This is a genomic window from Arsenophonus sp. aPb, assembly GCF_029873475.1.
Lineage (GTDB): Bacteria > Pseudomonadota > Gammaproteobacteria > Enterobacterales > Enterobacteriaceae > Arsenophonus.
On record NZ_CP123499.1, the window covers coordinates 2,761,588 to 2,781,114 of the forward strand.

Genomic DNA, 19,527 nt, shown 5'->3' on the forward strand with positions numbered 1-19,527 from the left:
GAATAAATAGTCCATTTAAACATTGAAAAATTAATTATTATTAATTATCCCCTTTTACAGAAAATAATTATTAGTTACAAATAAAAAACGATACAACTCGCCTGTTTTACACATAGTAGAAAGTGATCAAATTAACAATTATGCAAAATAATTGTTACATATCATCGGTTAGCACGTTTCAGCAAGTTGAGCTTTAAGCAAAATAGATTATAAAAATGGCGATCATCGCTTTTTTACTAATAACATCATTAGATGGAGCTAATATGAATAACGTTATTAAACCGCTAAGCTTGATTATTTTTGCTCTGCTGGGTGCCTTTTCATTGGGTTATATTGCCCTCAATCGAGGTGAGCAAATTAATGCATTATGGATTGTTATTGCCGCAGTTTGTATCTACATAATTGCCTATCGTTACTATGGGCGCTATATCGCCAATCACGTTCTTCGCATCGATCCAACGCGTATGACACCCGCTGTGCGTTATAATGATGGCTTAGATTATGTGCCTACGGATAAAAAAATCTTATTTGGTCACCATTTCGCCGCCATTGCCGGAGCTGGCCCGTTAGTTGGACCAGTACTTGCTGCACAAATGGGCTACTTGCCTGGTATGCTATGGATATTGGCTGGCGTTGTTTTTGCTGGTGCCGTACAGGATTTTATGGTGCTGTTTGTTTCTGCTCGCCGTGATGGGCGTTCACTTGGTGAACTGGTAAAAACAGAAATGGGCAATATCGCAGGGATCACAGTTCTTATTGCCTGCTTCATGATTATGGTGATTATTCTTGCTGTTCTAGCGATGATTGTCGTAAAAGCCTTAATCCATAGCCCATGGGGAACTTACACTGTGGCCTTTACCATCCCACTAGCCATTTTTATGGGGGTATACAACCGTTATATCCGTCCTGGGCATATTGGTGAAATTTCAATTATTGGTTTTACTTTGTTAATCTTTGCTATTCTTTCAGGTGAATGGGTGACTAAAAGTGAAAGTTGGGCCTATTATTTCGATTTCGATGGTATTCAGCTAACCTGGTTATTGATCATTTACGGCTTTATCTCGGCAGTATTACCAGTCTGGTTACTATTGGCGCCGCGAGATTATTTATCAACTTTCTTAAAAATTGGAACCATTATTGGGCTGGCTATCAGTATTATCATTAATCGCCCTACGTTACAAATGCCCGCACTAACCCAGTTCATTGATGGCAATGGGCCAGTATGGTCTGGTGAACTATTTCCTTTCCTCTTTATTACCATTGCCTGTGGCGCCGTTTCGGGTTTTCATGCTTTGATTGCATCAGGTACCACACCAAAAATGTTAGCCAATGAAAATCAGGCTTGTTTGATTGGATATGGTGGTATGCTAATGGAGTCGTTTGTCGCTATCATGGCATTAATCGCGGCTTGTATCATCGATCCAGCTGTCTATTTTGCGATGAATAGTCCAATGTTAATGTTAGCGCCTGTTGGTACCACGGACGTAGTGGCTTCCGCAGCGCAAATAATCAGTAGCTGGGGATTTCATATTACACCAGAAACCTTAACCAACATTGCCAATGAAGTTGGAGAACAATCTATCATTTCACGGGCAGGCGGTGCACCAACCCTGGCTGTCGGAATAGCTTATATACTACATAGTGCATTTAGCGGTATACTTAATGTCTCCTTCTGGTATCATTTCGCGATTCTGTTCGAAGCGTTATTCATTTTAACCGCTGTCGATGCAGGAACAAGAGCGGCGCGCTTTATGCTGCAAGATTTATTAGGTGTTATATCACCAGCACTGAAAAGAACAGATTCATTACCTGCCAATATTATTGCCACCATTCTTTGTGTATTAGCGTGGGGATATTTTCTTTACCAAGGCGTAGTCGATCCATTAGGCGGTATTAATACATTATGGCCACTGTTCGGTATAGCCAATCAAATGTTAGCAAGTATGGCGTTAATGCTCTGTACCGTCGTTTTATTTAAAATGAAACGACACATCTATGCTTGGGTAACTCTATTACCTACTTGTTGGCTTATCATTTGTACCATGACAGCTGGTTGGGAGAAAATATTTAGTAAAAACAGTAGTATCGGTTTTTTGGCTATTGCCAACAAATTTCAGTCGCTAATCAATAGCGGCAATATTCCGCCCCACTACAGCCAATCTCAATTAGTGCAATTGGTTTTTAATAATCGCGTGGATGCAGGATTAACTATTTTCTTTATGATCACGGTGGTGATATTAGCATTGTTTTCAATCAGAACGATTTTAACCGCACTAAAATCAGCTACCCCAACCAGCTGTGAAACGCCCTACCTAGCAATAACAATAAATAATGAGAATGTGGTCGTTAATTCACAGCGAATTATTAATATCTAAACCCATGCTTATTAATGGCTAATAGCAAATAGACAAACCAATAATTAAGATAATAGAAAATATCACTAAAACAAAAATAGCCTGAAATTTTCAGGCTATTATTAGCAATAAAAAATAACGGTTCTATCACGCTATTGGTTGTTAACAAACACCCTACAACTAAAAGTGGTAGATGAGCTAAATATTATTTCACACGGGAAACATATTCACCGGAGCGGGTATCAACTTTAATTACCTCACCAATTTGCACAAATAGCGGAACTTTTACCACTGCGCCTGTACTTAATGTTGCTGGTTTTCCGCCCGTACCTGCTGTATCCCCCTTTAAACCTGGATCGGTATCAACCACTGCCAGTTCAACAAAATTTGGTGGCGTGATAGTAATAGGCTGTCCATTCCATAATGTAACAACGCAATCGGCTTGATCAATTAACCATTTTGCATTGTCACCGACCGCTTTTTCATCAGCAGCTAGTTGCTCAAACGTCTCATTATTCATAAAATGCCAAAACTCGCCATCATTGTATAGATAGGTCAAGTTCAGATCCATAACATCAGCACTTTCGACAGAATCAGTTGACTTAAATGTTTTTTCTAATAACTTATTAGAAATTAATTTACGGATCCGTACGCGAGCAAATGCTTGCCCTTTGCCTGGTTTGACAAATTCGCTTTCAACAATTGCACAAGGCTCGCCATCTAACATGATTTTAAGACCTGAGCGAAATTCATTGGTACTATAGGTAGCCATGGAAATCCTCTAAATTTTTTAAGTAAAAATGGCATAGCCAAAAAATGTTTAATATTGTAACTCAAAAAAGCCCCGCCAGAGAAGTCTGGCTACAACAACTTGCAGAAGCTGTCACTGATCCTGACGAATTGCTACAATTACTGTCACTACAAAATAACCCGGAATTGCGTGCCGGCAGTGCCGCTCGTGCTTTATTTCCACTACGTGTGCCCCACCCTTTCATCGCAAAAATGCGGATCGGTGATGCTAATGATCCTCTTTTACGGCAAGTTATTACTTTAAAATCTGAATTTAATCTTACACCAACATTTTCAGCTGACCCATTAAATGAACACCATAGTCCAATTCCTGGACTATTGCACAAATATCAGGATCGCGTCCTACTATTAGTGAAAGGAGGCTGTGCCATTAATTGCCGCTACTGCTTCCGACGTCACTTTCCGTATGAAGAAAATAAAGGCAACAAACAAAACTGGCAGACGGCATTAAATTATATTCAACGGCATACTGAGCTTAATGAAGTTATCTTTTCAGGTGGCGATCCTTTGATGGCAAAAGATCATGAGTTAGATTGGTTGATATCACAGTTAGAAACTATTCCTCATATCAAACGGCTTAGGATCCATAGCCGATTACCAGTGGTTATTCCTGCACGTATTACCACCACACTTTGCCAGCGTTTCAATATTTCTCGACTACAGGTTATTATGGTTACTCATATCAACCACGCTAACGAAATTGATAGCGAGTTTAGCCGTGCAATGGAACAGTTAAAACAGGTAAATGTTACCTTATTAAACCAAAGTGTACTGTTGCGCGGCATTAATGATAGTGCTGACTGTCTAGCTAAATTAAGTAATAAACTGTTTGAAAATGGAATACTACCTTATTATTTACATTTATTAGATAAAGTCCAAGGTGCCGCCCATTTTATGGTAACGGATGAAGAGGCTCGTATCATAATGAAAGAATTGCTTACGCGTATTTCAGGTTATCTGGTACCGAGATTAACCAGAGAAATAGGTGGCAAACTGAGTAAAACACCGATTGATTTACAATTACAATAACCATTTAGCTAAAGGCTTAAACGCATGACCCTATATTATTCAGGATCATGCTTAGCATGCGTTATGGACACTTATAAACTTGTCCAATCATTTTACTATCAGTAGGAATAAAACTTGAGAGTAACGTTTCAGTTGGGCTATTGGCTCCATAAATAACATTTCCTCCCATCTCAGCAGCTTTATTACGTAAATCATTTGCTGCACCACGCAGTGAACTAGACTCATTATTTACGCCACTAAGCCAATTACTTTGTGTGCCTGTAACCAACCCTAAATGCTGACATTCACTTCCAGGCTGGGCATTAACAAAACGAACTTTTTCACCCGCAGTTGTAATTTTATTGGTTGTCGAACAGCCAGCCAAGACTAATACTGTGACACCGAGCAATACTTTAATTCGCATGTTGTTCCTCATTTACTTTTAGCCATATATTAATATCAACCCTTACATTACCGAATTTTTCTGCCAAATTAAGCTTATTATCAATAACAACCCAATATCCAGCCAAATAGTTTGACCATCTATATTCTGTACCATCGTCTTAACAATATTTTACCCTATTCTAGTAAATATATTCGGTTAAATCATATTATCGCAAAATTAAATCAACTTATGTGAAAAATAGACTGAAAGCAATTAATCAATCGATAGCAAACTCTTAATGAAATTAAATAGCAAACAGATAAAAATTTGATAATAAAAAACCCTGAGTCAAAAGTTAAACTCAGGGTTCTTTTCGTGATAAGGATAACGATGTTAGGCTCTTAACACCTTACATCATGCCACCCATACCACCCATACCGCCCATACCTGCAGCAGCACCTAGATCAGCTTTATCTTCTTTTGGTAAATCAGTCACCATAGCTTCAGTTGTGATCATAAGACCGGCAATTGATGCAGCAAATTGTAAAGCCGAACGAGTAACCTTAGTTGGATCCAGGATACCCATGTCAAGCATGTCGCCATACTCTTCCGTTGAAGCATTATAACCGTAGTTACCTTTACCTTGTTTAACATTGTTAACAACTACAGCTGGCTCTTCACCCGCATTCTCAACAATTTGACGCATAGGGGCTTCCATCGCGCGTAGTGCGATATCAATACCAACTTTTTGATCTTCGTTGTCACCTTTCAACTTATCTAATGCAGCGGCAACACGAACTAGAGCAACACCGCCACCAGCAACAACACCTTCCTCTACTGCAGCACGAGTTGCATGCAACGCATCATCAACACGAGCACGTTTCTCTTTCATTGCAACTTCAGTTGCGGCACCCACTTTAATCACAGCAACACCGCCTGACAGCTTGGCAATACGCTCTTGCAATTTTTCCCGATCGTAATCAGAAGTTGCTTCATCACGTTGTTGTGCTATTTGTTTGGCGCGGGCATCAATCTCGCTTTTTTCACCAACACCATCAATGATAGTGGTAGTATCTTTGTTAATGACAATGCGTTTCGCTTGACCTAAATTTTCTAGCGTTGCTTTCTCCAACTCCATACCGATCTCTTCAGAGATAACAGTCGCCTTGGTTAGAATAGCAATATCCTGCAACATGGCTTTACGGCGATCACCAAAACCGGGAGCTTTTACCGCAGCAACTTTTACAATACCACGTAGATTGTTTACTACCAATGTTGCCAGGGCTTCACCTTCAACATCTTCAGCAATAATCAACAATGGTTTGCCTGCTTTAGCAACAGCTTCCAATACAGGTAATAATTCACGAATATTAGAAACTTTCTTATCTACTAATAGGATATAGGGATTTTCTAATTCGGCAGAACCCATATCTGGCTTATTAATAAAATAAGGAGACAAATAACCACGATCAAATTGCATACCTTCAACAGTAGCCAGTTCGTCTTCTAAACCGGAACCTTCTTCAACGGTAATAACACCTTCTTTGCCAACTGCTTTCATTGCTTTAGCAATTAATTCACCGACGGTTTTATCAGAGTTAGCTGAAATCGTACCGACTTGTTCAATCTCTTTATTATCCGCACAAGGTTTAGATAATTTTTTCAATTCTTCAACTGCCGCAGAAACCGCTTTATCAATACCGCGTTTTAAATCCATTGGGTTCATACCAGCAGCAACTGCTTTTAAACCTTCGCTAACAATAGATTGAGCAAGAACTGTTGCAGTTGTTGTGCCGTCACCTGCCGCATCATTCGCCTTAGAAGCAACTTCTTTTACCATCTGGGCGCCCATATTTTCGAATTTATCTTCTAATTCGATTTCACGCGCAACAGACACACCATCTTTAGTAATCGCCGGTGCGCCGAAAGATTTATCCAGAACGACATTCCGACCTTTCGGGCCTAAAGTAACTTTAACTGCATCAGCAAGAATGTTCACTCCACGAAGCATTTTTGTGCGTGCGTCAATACCAAATTTTACGTCTTTAGCTGCCATTGTTTCTTTCCTTTAAATTCATTCATTCTGAAGATCTAAGCGAGAAATTATTTTTCAACAATTGCCAGAATATCGCTTTCTGACATAATCAATACTTCGTCGTTATCAATCTTTTCTGTCTTCACGCCATAGCCGTCGTTAAAAATAACAATATCGCCAACTTTCACATCTAATGGTTTATTTTCACCGTTTTCTAAGATGCGACCGTTACCAACAGCCAGCACTTTGCCTCGAGTTGATTTACTAGCAGCAGAGCCAGTCAGCACAATGCCACCAGCAGATTTAGCTTCAACTTCTTCGCGCTTGATGATAACCCGATCATGCAATGGACGTATCTTCATTAATAGATCTCCTATAAATAAAATCCATATAAAGTAAATAAGGACGATACTAGTATGTCTTATTAAACCAGTACCCTGTTTGACGAAATGGGGTCAATTAAAATCAGTTCAAGGGGGTATACAAAAAATTTTTCATATTTTCTTTCTAGTCAAAAAAACAAAATCGTAAGTATCATTTATCATCATGATCTTCTTTTTTGGAAAATTTGTCTTCATGTTTAATGCTGTTTGGTGGAGAATCAGATTTTCTATCAAACTCGCCTTCATAAGTATGCCCTTTTGAAGAACGGTTAAAATTATCATTTGCTGCCCCGGTAGAATAAAAACGAATGTGCGGCATAAGCTTCATGACTATCAGTTTTTGGATCGGAGGAAATAGTAATAACAAACCTAAAAAATCAGTAAAAAAACCGGGTAAAATTAACAGAATACCGGCAATTACTAAGGCCACATTCTTAATCATTTCCTCGGCCGGATTTTCACCATCAGCTAATTTTTGACGTATTAACAATAAGTTCTTAATTCCCTGACTTTTTACTAAAGAAATGCCAAGGCATGAAGTTAAAACGACTAATATTAAGGTGGTTAATACACCGATGCTCTCAGCAACCCTAACAAAAATAACCGCTTCTATATAAATTAACAGGCATAAAAGTATGAATGGAAACCAACGCATACAATTCTCCTAATATTTGCTAAAAAACGCTAGCCTCTTGACTTAGCAAGATAAATTGTCTTCAAAAAACCAATATCACGATATTTGCTTTTTAAACCGATAATACTTATATGATGCAGATCTATCATATATTTTTCAATGATAAAAAATTTTAATGTTTTTAAAGGGTTATGTGAATATGATCACACATATCATATTTAATTCACTAAGATGCACATATAGTATTCCATATTTTGACTGTACCACTATTTCGGAATATATATCACGGTTATAATTAAAATCTTAGTTATTAATTTCAAATCTGACGTTAATATATCTCATTTTTACTATTACATTACATATTCAGTTAGTAAATCGCTATTTAATTTTAAGAAGGTTTGTATGTCTAAAAGTATCCGTTCTGAAGAAGACCTATTAGGTAAACGAGATGTACCTGCTGAAGCCTATTATGGTATTCATACATTGCGTGCGATCGAGAATTTCTATATTAGCGACCGAACTATTAATCATGTACCCGAATTTATTCGTGGAATGGTAATGGTAAAAAAAGCAGCGGCAATGGCAAATAAAGAATTAAAGACCATTCCACAAAAACAAGCGGATGCAATTATTAATGCCTGTGACGAAATTTTAAATAAAGGCAGGTGCATGGATCAGTTTCCAGTAGATGTCTTTCAAGGGGGAGCCGGTACATCTTTAAATATGAATACTAACGAAGTTCTGGCTAATATTGGTCTTGAATTAATGGGGCATAAAAAAGGTGACTACCAATATTTAGATCCCAATGACCATTTAAATAAAAGCCAATCAACCAACGATGCCTATCCAACCGGTTTTCGAATTGCCGTTTATAACTCTATTACTAATTTAATTAAATCAATTACCCTACTGCAAGAGGGTTTCGAACAAAAAGCCAACCAATTTAAAGATATTCTTAAAATGGGTCGCACCCAATTACAAGATGCGGTTCCTATGACTGTAGGACAAGAATTTCATGCATTTGCCACATTATTAAAAGAAGAAATAAAAAATTTACATCGCGCTAGTGAATTATTACTCGAAGTTAATCTTGGTGCCACCGCAATCGGAACCAGAGTCAATACCGCTGCCGGTTATCAAGAATTAGTGGTAAAAAAATTAGCTGAAGTAACCGAATTGCCCTGCATTCCGGCAGAAGATTTAATTGAAGCAACTTCCGACTGCGGTGCTTATATTACAGTGCATGCGGGGCTAAAACGCTTAGCCGTTAAGCTATCAAAAATTTGTAATGATCTTCGCCTGCTCTCTTCCGGCCCGCGTGCTGGTTTAAAAGAGATAAATCTACCTGAGCTGCAAGCAGGTTCATCTATTATGCCAGCTAAGGTCAATCCGGTTATTCCCGAAGTTGTCAATCAAGCCTGTTTCAAAGTTATTGGCAACGATACGTGTGTTACTATCGCGGCAGAAGCAGGACAATTGCAATTGAATGTGATGGAGCCGGCAATCGGCCAAGCAATTTTTGAATCTATTTCATTAATGAATAATTCTTGCCGTAATTTACTGGAAAAATGTATTACAGGTATTACCGTCAATAAAGAAATTTGCGAAAAATATGTTTTTAATTCTATTGGCATTGTTACTTATCTTAATCCATTTATCGGTCATCATAATGGTGATATCGTCGGAAAAATATGCGCTGAAACAGGTAAAAATGTTAAAGAAGTGGTATTAGAGCGAGGTTTACTAACAGAAGAGCAATTAGACGATATTTTCTCTGTTGAAAATCTAAAAAATCCTCAATATAAAGCGAAACGCTATGATGATTAAATTAGCATGTTAATTATAAAAATTAATTCGTCTTAATTTTTAAGGCACGCTCTCTCTCAAAGAAGCGTGCCTTTTACTTTCGGTTTATACAAAAAATAAACAAAATATTATCAATTATATTAAGGAGTAAACATTATGTTAGCCGTAGAATTTATTATTGTTCTGCTGGCCATCTTTCTGGGAGCACGACTAGGAAGTATCGGTATAGGCTTTGCTGGCGGTCTTGGTGTTTTGATGCTGGCAATGTTAGGCGTAAAACCAGGAACCATACCCTATGATGTTATTTCAATTATTATGGCTGTTATCGCGGCTATCTCTGCCATGCAAATTGCCGGCGGTTTAGATTATTTAGTTGATCAGACAGAAAAACTACTGCGTAAAAACCCCAAATACATTACCATCTTAGCGCCAATCGTTACCTATTTTCTGACTTTATTTGCCGGTACTGGTAATATTTCATTAGCAACATTACCGGTTATTGCTGAAGTTGCTAAAGAAAATGGGATTAAACCGTGTCGGCCCTTATCAACAGCGGTTGTAGCGGCGCAAATTGGCATCACCGCATCACCTATTTCTGCTGCGGTGGTCTATATCGCCTCAATTATGGAAAATCCGGCTATGGTTAGTCATACCACTAGCTATATTAGCTTACTAGCCATTCTATTACCGGCAACTTTTTTAGCTATTGTAATGATGTCATTCATTATTTCTTGGTGCTTTGATTCTAAACTTGCTGATGATCAAATTTATCAACAACGTTTAGCCGCTGGATTAATAGAATTAAGGGGCTGTCAGGCTAAAAAAATTAAAGCTGGTGCGAAGAAGTCGGTATTATTTTTTCTGCTAGGTGTGATATGTGTGGTTATTTTTGCCATGATTAATAGCCCCAGTCTTGGTCTAATTGAAACACCACTAATGAATACGACCAATGCAATTCTGATTATTATGTTAAGTGTAGCCACCCTCATCACCCTAAGTTGCCAAGTTAAAACAGAAGCCATCTTAAATTCGAGTACCTTTAAAGCTGGTATGAGTGCCTGTATCTGTATTTTAGGCGTAGCATGGTTAGGTGACACATTTGTCCAAGCTAATATTGACTGGATCAAAGCCACTGCCGGCCAACTTATTCATAATCATTCATGGATGTTAGCGGTGATATTTTTTATCTGTTCTGCGTTACTCTATTCTCAAGCTGCAACGGCTAAGGCGTTAATGCCAATGGCATTAGCGTTAAACGTCAGTCCATTAACCGCCATTGCCTCTTTTTCTGCGGTTTCTGGTCTGTTCGTTTTACCAACCTATCCAACCTTAGTGGCTGCCGTTCAAATGGATGATACCCGTACGACGCGCATTGGTCGTTTTGTGTTTAATCATCCATTTTTTATTCCTGGCACGATAGGTGTTTCCTTATCTGTCCTTTTCGGCTTTTTGTTTGGTAGCATCATCCTTTAACTTAACTAAAATACGATTCAAGGGCCTAAAGTCCTTGAATTTTTATCGTAATAATTAATATTCTTTAAGCAAAATTAGACACTAAAACTTTTCCAATCCATAAACAGTAGGTTATAGTTCAATAATTATCTTATTTTAAACTTAACACCTATTTTAAAATCTATTATGCAGAGACGTCTTCATGTTTTAGGCTACTTACTACTACTTTGTGGGACATTCCTTTTATCAACCACAGCATATGCCATTTTTGAAAACGGAGGAATGAATCGCTTGCTCTCTGCTGATCAAGCTTTCTTGTTTGATTTTGAACAAAAAGAAAACAAATTGATATTGAATTGGCAAATACAGCCCGGCTATTATCTCTACCAAAAACAGATCAAATTTCAGCCCAGCCATGCCAAGCTCGGTAAATATCAATTACCAAAAGGAAAATATCATGAAGATGAATTTTTTGGTAAAACCGTTGTTTATTATAATAATTTAGTTATTAACATTCCTATTATCCGTGCCACAGACCAGGCCAGTATTGAAGTGAAATATCAGGGGTGTGCGGCGGCCGGCTACTGTTATCCACCAGAAACCAAAATTATTCCCCTTAGCTCCGTCATTGCAACAAAAAAATCGCCAGCCAGCAGTAAATTTGTTCAATCAAACCCTAATGCGTCAGCGAAAAAAACGACTCACGAAAAAACAGAACAACTCTTTTCACCTTTATGGGCACTACTATTTGGTATTGGTGTTGCGTTTACGCCCTGCGTTTTACCAATGTACCCTTTGATTTCAGGTATTATATTAGGTAAGCAACGGCCGAAAAGTGTAATAAAAATCTTTTGGTTAGCTTTTAGTTATGTGCAAGGAATGGCTCTCACTTATACCCTGTTGGGGCTAATTGTGGCAGCGGCTGGTTTATCATTGCAAGCCGCGCTTCAGCACCCTTATGTTTTGATCATAATTTCTGCTCTGTTTATTCTACTGGCATTTTCCATGTTTGGTTTCTATAACCTACAGCTACCCTCTTCATTGCAAACAAAACTGATTAATTGGAGCGACCACCAAAAAAGAGGATCTTATTTTGGTGTATTTATTATGGGCGCCCTGGCCGGACTTATCTGTTCTCCCTGTACCACGGCGCCACTCAGTGCTATTTTGCTTTATATTGCCCAAAGCGGAGATATGTTAATAGGCGGTTTAACACTTTACCTCTATGCATTAGGTATGGGGCTGCCACTCATTGGCATAATATTATTTGGCCATCGATTACTTCCACGTAGCGGTCCCTGGATGCAGTATATCAAAGAAGCTTTTGGCTTTGTGATCTTAGCATTACCCATTTTCTTACTCGAACGAATTTTTGGCGAAATCTGGAGTCTGCGGTTAACCAGTTTATTAATTACTTCATTCTGCCTATGGGCACTGATTCTATTACTTAAGAAACATGGCGGCTGGGCACGGATTGGTCAGATGTTATTTTTACTATTAGCCATCATAGCAGCCCAACCACTACAAAATGGAATTTGGCAAATGTCTGCCATATCACAACCCCAAGATCCGTTAGATTTAAAATTTAACCAGGTAAAAAATTGGCAGGAAATCAAACAAGCAATCAGTAATAATAGTGGCAAAATTGTTATGCTTGATTTTTATGCTGACTGGTGTGTCGCTTGTAAGGAGTTTGAAAAATACACCTTTAGTGATCCTAAAGTGAAAAGTAAGCTGGATAATATGTTATTACTACAAGCCAATGTGACAGAAAATAGTGCTGAACAAAAATCCCTTCTACAATATCTGGATGTCTATGGATTACCCACTATTATTTTTTATGATGAGAAGGGCACCGAATTACCCAATTCCCGGGTTTATGGTTTCATGAATAGCAAAATGTTCTATCAGCATTTAGAACAACTTACGCAACGGCAAGGGAAATAAACATGCAACGTGAGCAAGTACTGAACTCAGTACTACAACTGTTAGAACAACAGGGCCTTAGCGGTAATATAGAGATTCTACTAAAAAAACTTAACGTTGACGTTAATCAGTCGCGTCAATTTTGGCCAAATGATGAAGCACTACTGTATGACTGTTTACGCTACCATAGTCAACAGATTGCAACCTGGCAACGACAGCTACAACTGAATGACGAACTTTCGCCGGAAGAAAAACTATTAGCCCGTTATAACCAATTAGCCCAAAAAGTTACCGATAATCGCTTTCCTGGCTGCCTATTTATCGCAGCCTGTAGTATTTTTCCCAATCCAGAGCATCCTATTCATCAACTGAGTGAACAGCAAAAACAATTGTCATTTAATTTTAGCCTCGAACTACTAAGGCAACTAGATATAGACGACAGCGAACAAGTTGCTAAGCAAATGGAGCTGATTTTAGAAGGTTGCCTGAGCAAATTACTGGTTAAGCGAAATATTGCAGATGTTTTGATCGCCAAGCTCTTGGCAGAAGATATATTAACGATGGCTAAGTGCAGAAAGAATGATGCTTTAAATTAAAAAATAAGTAAAAAAAGATAGTCATTATTTTGGTTCAAAAAAACAGCAAATAAGCATAATTTAGCGTTTTTTACCGGAAATACATTGACGACTTGGGTGGAATAAGGTTTAATGCGCCCCGTTGCCCGGATAGCTCAGTCGGTAGAGCAGAGGATTGAAAATCCTCGTGTCGGTGGTTCGATTCCGCCTCCGGGCACCACGTTTCCAACCAGGTAGATTGAAGCTGACAACGCCAATACCCTGTTAGAAACTTGAGTGCCCAGTTCATCTTTAAGTAACCTTATCACTTTGTAACTCGTCGTTACGTTCAAGCTAGCAAGTAACAGCATTTACGGCTAACAAACACCCTTCTCGCTCACTGTTGATATTTACATTTTGTTGGTTGTACTGGTTAAACTAACCGGTAGCAGTACCATATGCTGCATTTTCAGCCACACAAGCAACAAAAAAATCAGCTACCACTGCTAATAATATTAAACCTTTTATCTGCATGCGATATCCTTTTTATATATTGCGTACAGCGCAAGTAATTTACCTCTATTACCGACAACAATTTTTAAAATATTGCTAGTGTCAAAGCCCAAGGAGACGCTCCATTAAATCCCAAAATCCTACGACAAAAACGGCAATGGCACTAAGCATCGATAAAAATGAAAGCTACATTCTTATGTTTATTGACGATTGTCCATTTGCGAACAGCACTGGCGGCAACCTATATTGTCCACCAGCAACACTGAGCATGACGCTATCAGACTCTGAAGGTTCAAATGAGGCCATGGACTCAACAAGGTGTTCAACATCACTATCTATCACCTGATGATAAGAACTAGTCGAGAGGTCAGTCGATAGCGATATGGGTTGCACAGCAAAATCATTTTCCAGCCTGTTAACTGTTGCAGGCGGCTCAATACTTCTACGCCTGCGCGCACTATCTGCTTGTTCCGGCTCAGACGTGTTCGCTGTCAGTGGATCTTGTGCGATAACGGTCAACTTATCAGGTGATGGCACTACCACAGGTTCTACCGTTGCTACCCGAGCCGGTGCCGGCTTAGCAAAAAGAAAATCGTTGGCATCAAGCTGAGAGACATCCAACGTATCAAGATACAGTAGCTTCACATTAGAGTCAGAGCCAGTTGCGCCTTTTAAGATAACATCAACACCATGGATCTGGGATATCTCATTGATGGTTGCACGATTATTTTTAACAATCGTCAGTTGACTAAAATCACTGATGCCAACTTGGCGCAAGTCAATTTTATCAATACCGTGCCGAAATCCTCTTAATGCATTTTGATAATCATTAACTCCCTGCTGGGCTTCTACCACAAACACATCTGATGCCGCACTATCACGACTATAGATAGTTCCAGCCAGACTAAATTTCATCTGCCCCTGCCCATCAAGATTAAAACTGATCCCACCACCACCGCCTTTGAGGATCACCGTTCCCAGACCTGCTTGTGATTGGGTCGCTGTCGCATGGCTACTGGTATAAGCGGCTGGCGCAACAAAAGTGGGCTGGAAATTGAAGTTGTTCGCACTAAGCCCTGCAACGGTCTGTTTTTTTAAGGTAACACTCTGCCTATCACCCAAGTCAACCTTAACATCCTCCCCTTGTTGGGTTAGCCGCAAATCAGTAAATTTTTTGCCACTAAATCCAACCAGATTAACGATCTCGCCACGAACAGCCTGGAAATTGCCGATCACATCACTGCCAGCAGCGCGACGATGAACGACAAAGAAGTCTTTTCCCTCACCGCCCGTCAAGCTATTATTCCCGCGACCACCATTAAGCAAGGCATCCATTTTCCCTGCTACCAGGGTATCATTGCCATCACCAGTAATGATATTGTGGATTTCTGCCGGACGGTTGATATTCAACTCGCGACCACCAATACTAGCAACGCCTGTCAGTAAGTTAACTGACGTATCTTTCGCAACCGCAGCCGCATTAAGGGTATTACGTCCGCCGACGACGCCATTAACAGCATCATCCAGTATGGCACGATTAACCTGACTGCTGACCAATTGAGCATACTCATCGGTGTAAAAGTAAGTGTTATCCGGCGTGCTTTTACTGCCGTACAAGCGTAGCGACCAGGATGTTAAGGTAACCGGCAAACCTGAGCTCTCACTGGTCATCTGCAAAGTCCAGTTACCAGCTGAGTTTTCACCAAAATCATGGGTGGTCATAAAACGATATCTGAAGCTGCCCGATTGACTGCTGCCCTTATCGCTGGCACTGGCGCCCGGCATACCGGTTGGGATTTTGCCCTGACGATCAAGTAATACACTCTGCGTGCCATCAGGCGAGATCAGTTTGAGCGTCAGATCACCAAGACGACCCACATCGGCATCAAAATCGATTTCAATATGTTCAATATTTAGCCCCGCTTGCATCGCAATCGATGAGGTCAGCGTTTTGCCGGCGGCCAAGGTTTTTCCAAGCTTACCACTGGAGGCACTGTAAACATACTCGTTGGCGGCAGTGCTTTGTGTCATCCAAGACTCAGCCAGGCGGACAGCCGCGCGGGCATCAACGGCACCAAAACCATAATCATGACTGGTATGCATTCCGCCGCCATTCCAGTGCTGCGCTTTATTGTCATGCCATTTGGTCGTGGGGTCGTTAATTTTACGCGCGGACAGAGCCAGGATCTGCTGTACATCCCGATAACCAAGGTTCGGGTTAGCCTCTAGCATCAACGCCACAATGCCAGAGACTATAGGCGTAGCAAAGCTGGTACCTTGCATGCTGGTATAATCATTGCCAAAAGTGGAACCCCGTTCCGTTTTCAGCATATGGCTGGTCGACACCACGTTGCTTCCTGGGGCTGAGATCAGTAAGCTGGCACCCGGATTGGAGAACGGCGAGGAGCCAATGTTTAATGTCGACAAATCAGCTTGAGCATTGATAGCCCCGACCTGGACAGAAAAACGATTATTATTGGTCAATGATCCCTGCGCATTGCCACCAGCCGCCCGATTATTACCGCCGGAGGTCACAATAACCGTCCCCAATCCACCACGACCATTAGCCGCCGCATATTGCGCATTGACACTGAGCGACGCCGCCGTACTTATACTGCCATCCGGAAAATTACTGAGGGCGAAATCGTTGGCAAATCCCCAACTATTGTTGGCAATATCAAAATTGGACATATGTCCCAGTCCTGCTAAGTCGGCACCGTCATTAGCCAGATAATAGCCGCCTAAGGTAGCACCATGGGCAACCCCTACGCCGCCTTTGTCGTTTTTCGCTGCCACCATCACACCCGCTACCATTGTCGCATGGTTGGAAACCATGTTCGGCATGGTTCCGTTAGTCTGTTGAGTCTGCTGCCAGCTTTTATCGACATTGGCGACCAGGTCAGGGTGAGCAATATCAAAAATTTCCGGCGCAGTGGCAAACTGACCACCTGGCTCGAACTGACCAATGCGTACCCCTTTGCCGGTGTAGTCTTGCCAAACTGGTAAAATATTGGCATCACTCAGATACCATTGTTGAGCGGCCAATGGGTCAAGCGGCACCTCCGGCGTCAATAGCGTAGCGACCGCCCGCATCGGCGCAGTTTTGCCGCTGGCTAAGTCCATGACTGATGCCGAAGGGTTACCAGCGGCATCAGTGACACCATATTTAAAACTAATTAGACCCGAGTAAGTCGCATCCGGGGTAAACGAAATATCACCCTGGCTGGTAAGAGTGACTTTGCCACCGATCGCATCGCCAACATTGGTGATACGTAAGTTACCCTGACTGTTGAGACGCTGATCGTTAGCCAATAGAGTAGCGGCCGAAATCAGATGCGTACGGGTACGAGAAAAAACCTTGCCTTCCTTGTCATGGGTGAGAACATCCTCGACAGGCATCGCATTCGGCGTTAGTAAGTCAACCGCTGAAATATCGGCGAAATTGAGTTTTTGAATGTTCTTTAGCGTTACCGTGCCGTCGCGCCCAGCAACCTTATCAGCGATTTGATAGCCACTGTCGGTTCGAGTGATCCGATAATCACCGTGATTACCATGCAGGCTGACGATATTAATCCCCTCATCGCCATCGATCATGGCATTACCCTGACCAACCTCTATAACATCGTCGCCGACACTGCCGAAAATCATATCCGCTCCGCCACCAGCATATATGATGCTGCCGCCTTTGGAGGCATAAATTTTATCCCCTTTAGGTCCGGCATAGATAACCGACTTACCACTCCCACCAATCAGGGTATTATGCCCGCTGCCGCCGACCAGCACATCATCACCCATGCCACCTATCAAGGTCGAATGACCCGAGCCGCCTTTCATAAACACACCATTAGGCCCGCCACTGATGATGGTATCATCGCCACTGCCGCCTTCGGCAATCGTTAAACCGGCTTGATCCATATCCAATATCATACCTTGGTTACCGGTGATAATGGCCATATCCTGTCCGCCGTTACCATGAATATTTTTGCTATCGTCAGAAGCGCTGATAACAAAAACATCGTTACCCGCACCACCAACATAGGTATTGCTGCCTGCACCACCCACCAGCCAACTGCCTGTTTTAGCAGCAATTAACTGGTCATCACCACTGCCACCATATAGGTTGCTAACACCCAATTTATCTGCATCCAGCGTTTGCGCGCTGTCACTATGACTAGCGTAAGCCGTGGTCGTGATATGGTTAAAAGTCGAAGTCACCCGTGTCCCCAGCCCCTCAGTCGTTAGTGTGTTGCTGACCCGATCAGCGACAAAGTTAACCGCTAATATTTCCCGCGTCTGACCTTGCATCATAAACGATCCACTGGCAACCACCCGGTTACCATCACGGACTTCGCTTTTATTGGCTGACCGAACACTAATCTGGCTGATCCCCAGTTCGGTCAGGGTTTTGAGCTCTCCCGTATCAACTTTCGCATCGTGGCTAGCGTCAAGCCAAACCCGTAACTGCTGCCAGATAGGATCACGCTTATCAATCACGCCATCTTTATTGCTATCTTCACTGCCTAAAGCGGCAAAACCATCGGCAAATATTTTTTCACCCGCCGCACCGTTGCCACCGGCGCGACCACCATAGTACTCAGAGAACATTTGGCTGACATTTTTTATCTGACCACTGCCATCGTCAATCACCAGTATGCCGGTTTGTCTATCTGCCCAACCGGTACGCTTAAGCGTGCCACTATGATCCATATCGAATAACACCCCGTCGCGCATGTCCGTCATGTGCACGCCTTGGCCACTCAAATCCAGTAACAGGGGGTCAACATAAGTATTAAAGGTTGTCCGCGCGGATAAACCGTTCAACATGGCAGCGTTTTGTAGACCGACGTCCAGTTTACAGGTATCGCCGGGGCGGAAGTAGGGTTTGCCGGAGCTAAAGAGGGATGGTTTATAGAACTCGGACAGATAAGCATTTGGTCGGACATTGGTATCCAGTTGTACCGCACCGGGTCGAATGCCGCCGGTCGCCAAACTGGCCATCTGAGTAGAGCTGAAATCGGTTTTACTAAGTATATCGCCATTGGCAGATATCTTGTGGGTCGGGCTATTTTGAATATAGCCATTGCTCACATTCTGCTGCGCTTGGTTTTCAGCCTGAATCTGTTTCTGCGGTTTTGGTGCAGGATTAATATCAATCTTAATCATACTTTTCGGCGGAGTCGGCAGCGGGCCGTTGCCACTTATTGGCATAAGCCAGGGCGGCGTATTCATCGTAATATTAGGAATTCTTTTTTCGTATTTATCCCCATTACGGATCAGGTCATCACGAATAATAGATGCTCCTTTCGATATTAACATCCCTTTCAAGGTTTCCGGATTATGATTAGGAAACAGATTGCCTTCAAAACGCTTACCGTTGTAGCCAATGGAGTTTAAGGAGTAATAGACAAAATCGACACAACTGTTGGTATGCACGCTATATTTGGTAGGATCAAATCCGCCTGATTCTGGTTTTTCTGAAAACCCTTTTAATTTATGATACTGCGCCTGGCTTAAGGCTAGGGTAACTTCATAGGAGGTTTGTTGGTAAGCGGCATTGTCCGTATCCGTTACCTGCCCTTGGCCAAAAGGTTCACCCCGCTTTGATTCAAAACCGTAACTTTTTTCCTCGCCTTGGCCGTCACTTAACACATACCACATATGGCCGCC

12 protein-coding genes and 1 tRNA gene are annotated in these 19,527 nt (G+C 41.4%); 7 read left to right on the forward strand and 6 right to left on the reverse strand.

The window, feature by feature from the left end; genetic code table 11:
• The first annotated feature begins 263 nt into the window (after positions 1-263).
• Positions 264-2,375: a pyruvate/proton symporter CstA gene (gene cstA / locus QE177_RS12415; protein ID WP_280550101.1), complete on the forward strand. Its 2,112-nt coding sequence runs from the start codon at positions 264-266 to the stop codon at positions 2,373-2,375.
• 184 nt (positions 2,376-2,559) lie between these two features.
• On the opposite strand, the gene efp is transcribed toward cstA, so the two are convergent.
• Positions 2,560-3,126, reverse strand: coding sequence for an elongation factor P (efp, locus tag QE177_RS12420; RefSeq protein WP_026823010.1), 567 nt, complete (start codon positions 3,124-3,126; stop codon positions 2,560-2,562).
• A gap of 44 nt (positions 3,127-3,170) precedes the next feature.
• Between efp and epmB the strand changes: the two genes are divergently transcribed.
• Positions 3,171-4,193, forward strand: coding sequence for an EF-P beta-lysylation protein EpmB (gene epmB / locus QE177_RS12425; protein ID WP_280550105.1), 1,023 nt, complete (start codon positions 3,171-3,173; stop codon positions 4,191-4,193).
• Between the two features lie 61 nt (positions 4,194-4,254).
• On the opposite strand, the gene QE177_RS12430 is transcribed toward epmB, so the two are convergent.
• The 4 genes from QE177_RS12430 to QE177_RS12445 all read right to left on the reverse strand — a co-directional run bounded on the left by QE177_RS12430 (position 4,255) and on the right by QE177_RS12445 (position 7,630).
• Positions 4,255-4,596 carry a DUF4156 domain-containing protein gene (locus QE177_RS12430; protein WP_280550106.1) on the reverse strand — a complete coding sequence of 114 codons (342 nt, stop codon included), beginning with the start codon at positions 4,594-4,596 and terminating at the stop codon, positions 4,255-4,257.
• A 370-nt stretch (positions 4,597-4,966) separates the two neighbouring features.
• On the reverse strand, positions 4,967-6,613 hold the full coding sequence (groL, locus tag QE177_RS12435; RefSeq protein WP_280550108.1) for a chaperonin GroEL: 1,647 nt from the start codon (positions 6,611-6,613) through the stop codon (positions 4,967-4,969).
• A 47-nt stretch (positions 6,614-6,660) separates the two neighbouring features.
• Positions 6,661-6,954 carry a co-chaperone GroES gene (locus QE177_RS12440; protein WP_280550109.1) on the reverse strand — a complete coding sequence of 98 codons (294 nt, stop codon included), beginning with the start codon at positions 6,952-6,954 and terminating at the stop codon, positions 6,661-6,663.
• A gap of 172 nt (positions 6,955-7,126) precedes the next feature.
• A complete protein-coding gene (locus QE177_RS12445) occupies positions 7,127-7,630 on the reverse strand; it encodes an FxsA family protein (RefSeq protein ID WP_280550111.1) in 504 nt (167 codons plus the stop codon).
• 381 nt (positions 7,631-8,011) lie between these two features.
• Here QE177_RS12445 and aspA point away from each other — a divergent pair, with 381 nt between their 5' ends.
• From aspA to QE177_RS12470, 5 genes are all read left to right on the forward strand, one after another.
• A complete protein-coding gene (aspA, locus tag QE177_RS12450) occupies positions 8,012-9,436 on the forward strand; it encodes an aspartate ammonia-lyase (RefSeq protein ID WP_280550113.1) in 1,425 nt (474 codons plus the stop codon).
• Positions 9,437-9,571: 135 nt separating this feature from the next.
• Complete coding sequence (locus QE177_RS12455) at positions 9,572-10,888, forward strand: anaerobic C4-dicarboxylate transporter (RefSeq protein ID WP_280550115.1); 1,317 nt, start codon at positions 9,572-9,574, stop codon at positions 10,886-10,888.
• Positions 10,889-11,053: 165 nt separating this feature from the next.
• The gene (locus QE177_RS12460) at positions 11,054-12,814 is read left to right on the forward strand and encodes a protein-disulfide reductase DsbD (RefSeq protein ID WP_280550116.1); all 1,761 of its coding nucleotides are present in this window, start codon (positions 11,054-11,056) and stop codon (positions 12,812-12,814) included.
• 2 nt (positions 12,815-12,816) lie between these two features.
• Positions 12,817-13,389: a transcriptional regulator gene (locus QE177_RS12465; RefSeq protein ID WP_280550118.1), complete on the forward strand. Its 573-nt coding sequence runs from the start codon at positions 12,817-12,819 to the stop codon at positions 13,387-13,389.
• Between the two features lie 123 nt (positions 13,390-13,512).
• Positions 13,513-13,588, forward strand: a tRNA-Phe gene (locus QE177_RS12470).
• A 458-nt stretch (positions 13,589-14,046) separates the two neighbouring features.
• Here QE177_RS12470 and QE177_RS12475 read toward each other — a convergent pair.
• Positions 14,047-19,176 (reverse strand): S8 family serine peptidase, encoded by a 5,130-nt coding sequence (locus QE177_RS12475; RefSeq protein WP_280550120.1) that lies wholly within the window; start codon positions 19,174-19,176, stop codon positions 14,047-14,049.
• Positions 19,177-19,527 lie beyond the last annotated feature (351 nt).

Excerpts from the sequence above, each read along its gene's own strand:
- cstA (WP_280550101.1), top strand. The coding sequence starts at position 264 with ATGAATAACGTTATTAAACCGCTAAGCTTGATTATTTTTGCTCTGCTG.
- efp (WP_026823010.1), bottom strand. The coding sequence starts at position 3,126 with ATGGCTACCTATAGTACCAATGAATTTCGCTCAGGTCTTAAAATCATG.
- epmB (WP_280550105.1), top strand. The coding sequence starts at position 3,171 with ATGTTTAATATTGTAACTCAAAAAAGCCCCGCCAGAGAAGTCTGGCTA.
- QE177_RS12430 (WP_280550106.1), bottom strand. The coding sequence starts at position 4,596 with ATGCGAATTAAAGTATTGCTCGGTGTCACAGTATTAGTCTTGGCTGGC.
- groL (WP_280550108.1), bottom strand. The coding sequence starts at position 6,613 with ATGGCAGCTAAAGACGTAAAATTTGGTATTGACGCACGCACAAAAATG.
- QE177_RS12440 (WP_280550109.1), bottom strand. The coding sequence starts at position 6,954 with ATGAAGATACGTCCATTGCATGATCGGGTTATCATCAAGCGCGAAGAA.
- QE177_RS12445 (WP_280550111.1), bottom strand. The coding sequence starts at position 7,630 with ATGCGTTGGTTTCCATTCATACTTTTATGCCTGTTAATTTATATAGAA.
- aspA (WP_280550113.1), top strand. The coding sequence starts at position 8,012 with ATGTCTAAAAGTATCCGTTCTGAAGAAGACCTATTAGGTAAACGAGAT.
- QE177_RS12455 (WP_280550115.1), top strand. The coding sequence starts at position 9,572 with ATGTTAGCCGTAGAATTTATTATTGTTCTGCTGGCCATCTTTCTGGGA.
- QE177_RS12460 (WP_280550116.1), top strand. The coding sequence starts at position 11,054 with ATGCAGAGACGTCTTCATGTTTTAGGCTACTTACTACTACTTTGTGGG.
- QE177_RS12465 (WP_280550118.1), top strand. The coding sequence starts at position 12,817 with ATGCAACGTGAGCAAGTACTGAACTCAGTACTACAACTGTTAGAACAA.
- QE177_RS12475 (WP_280550120.1), bottom strand. The coding sequence starts at position 19,176 with ATGTTAATATCGAAAGGAGCATCTATTATTCGTGATGACCTGATCCGT.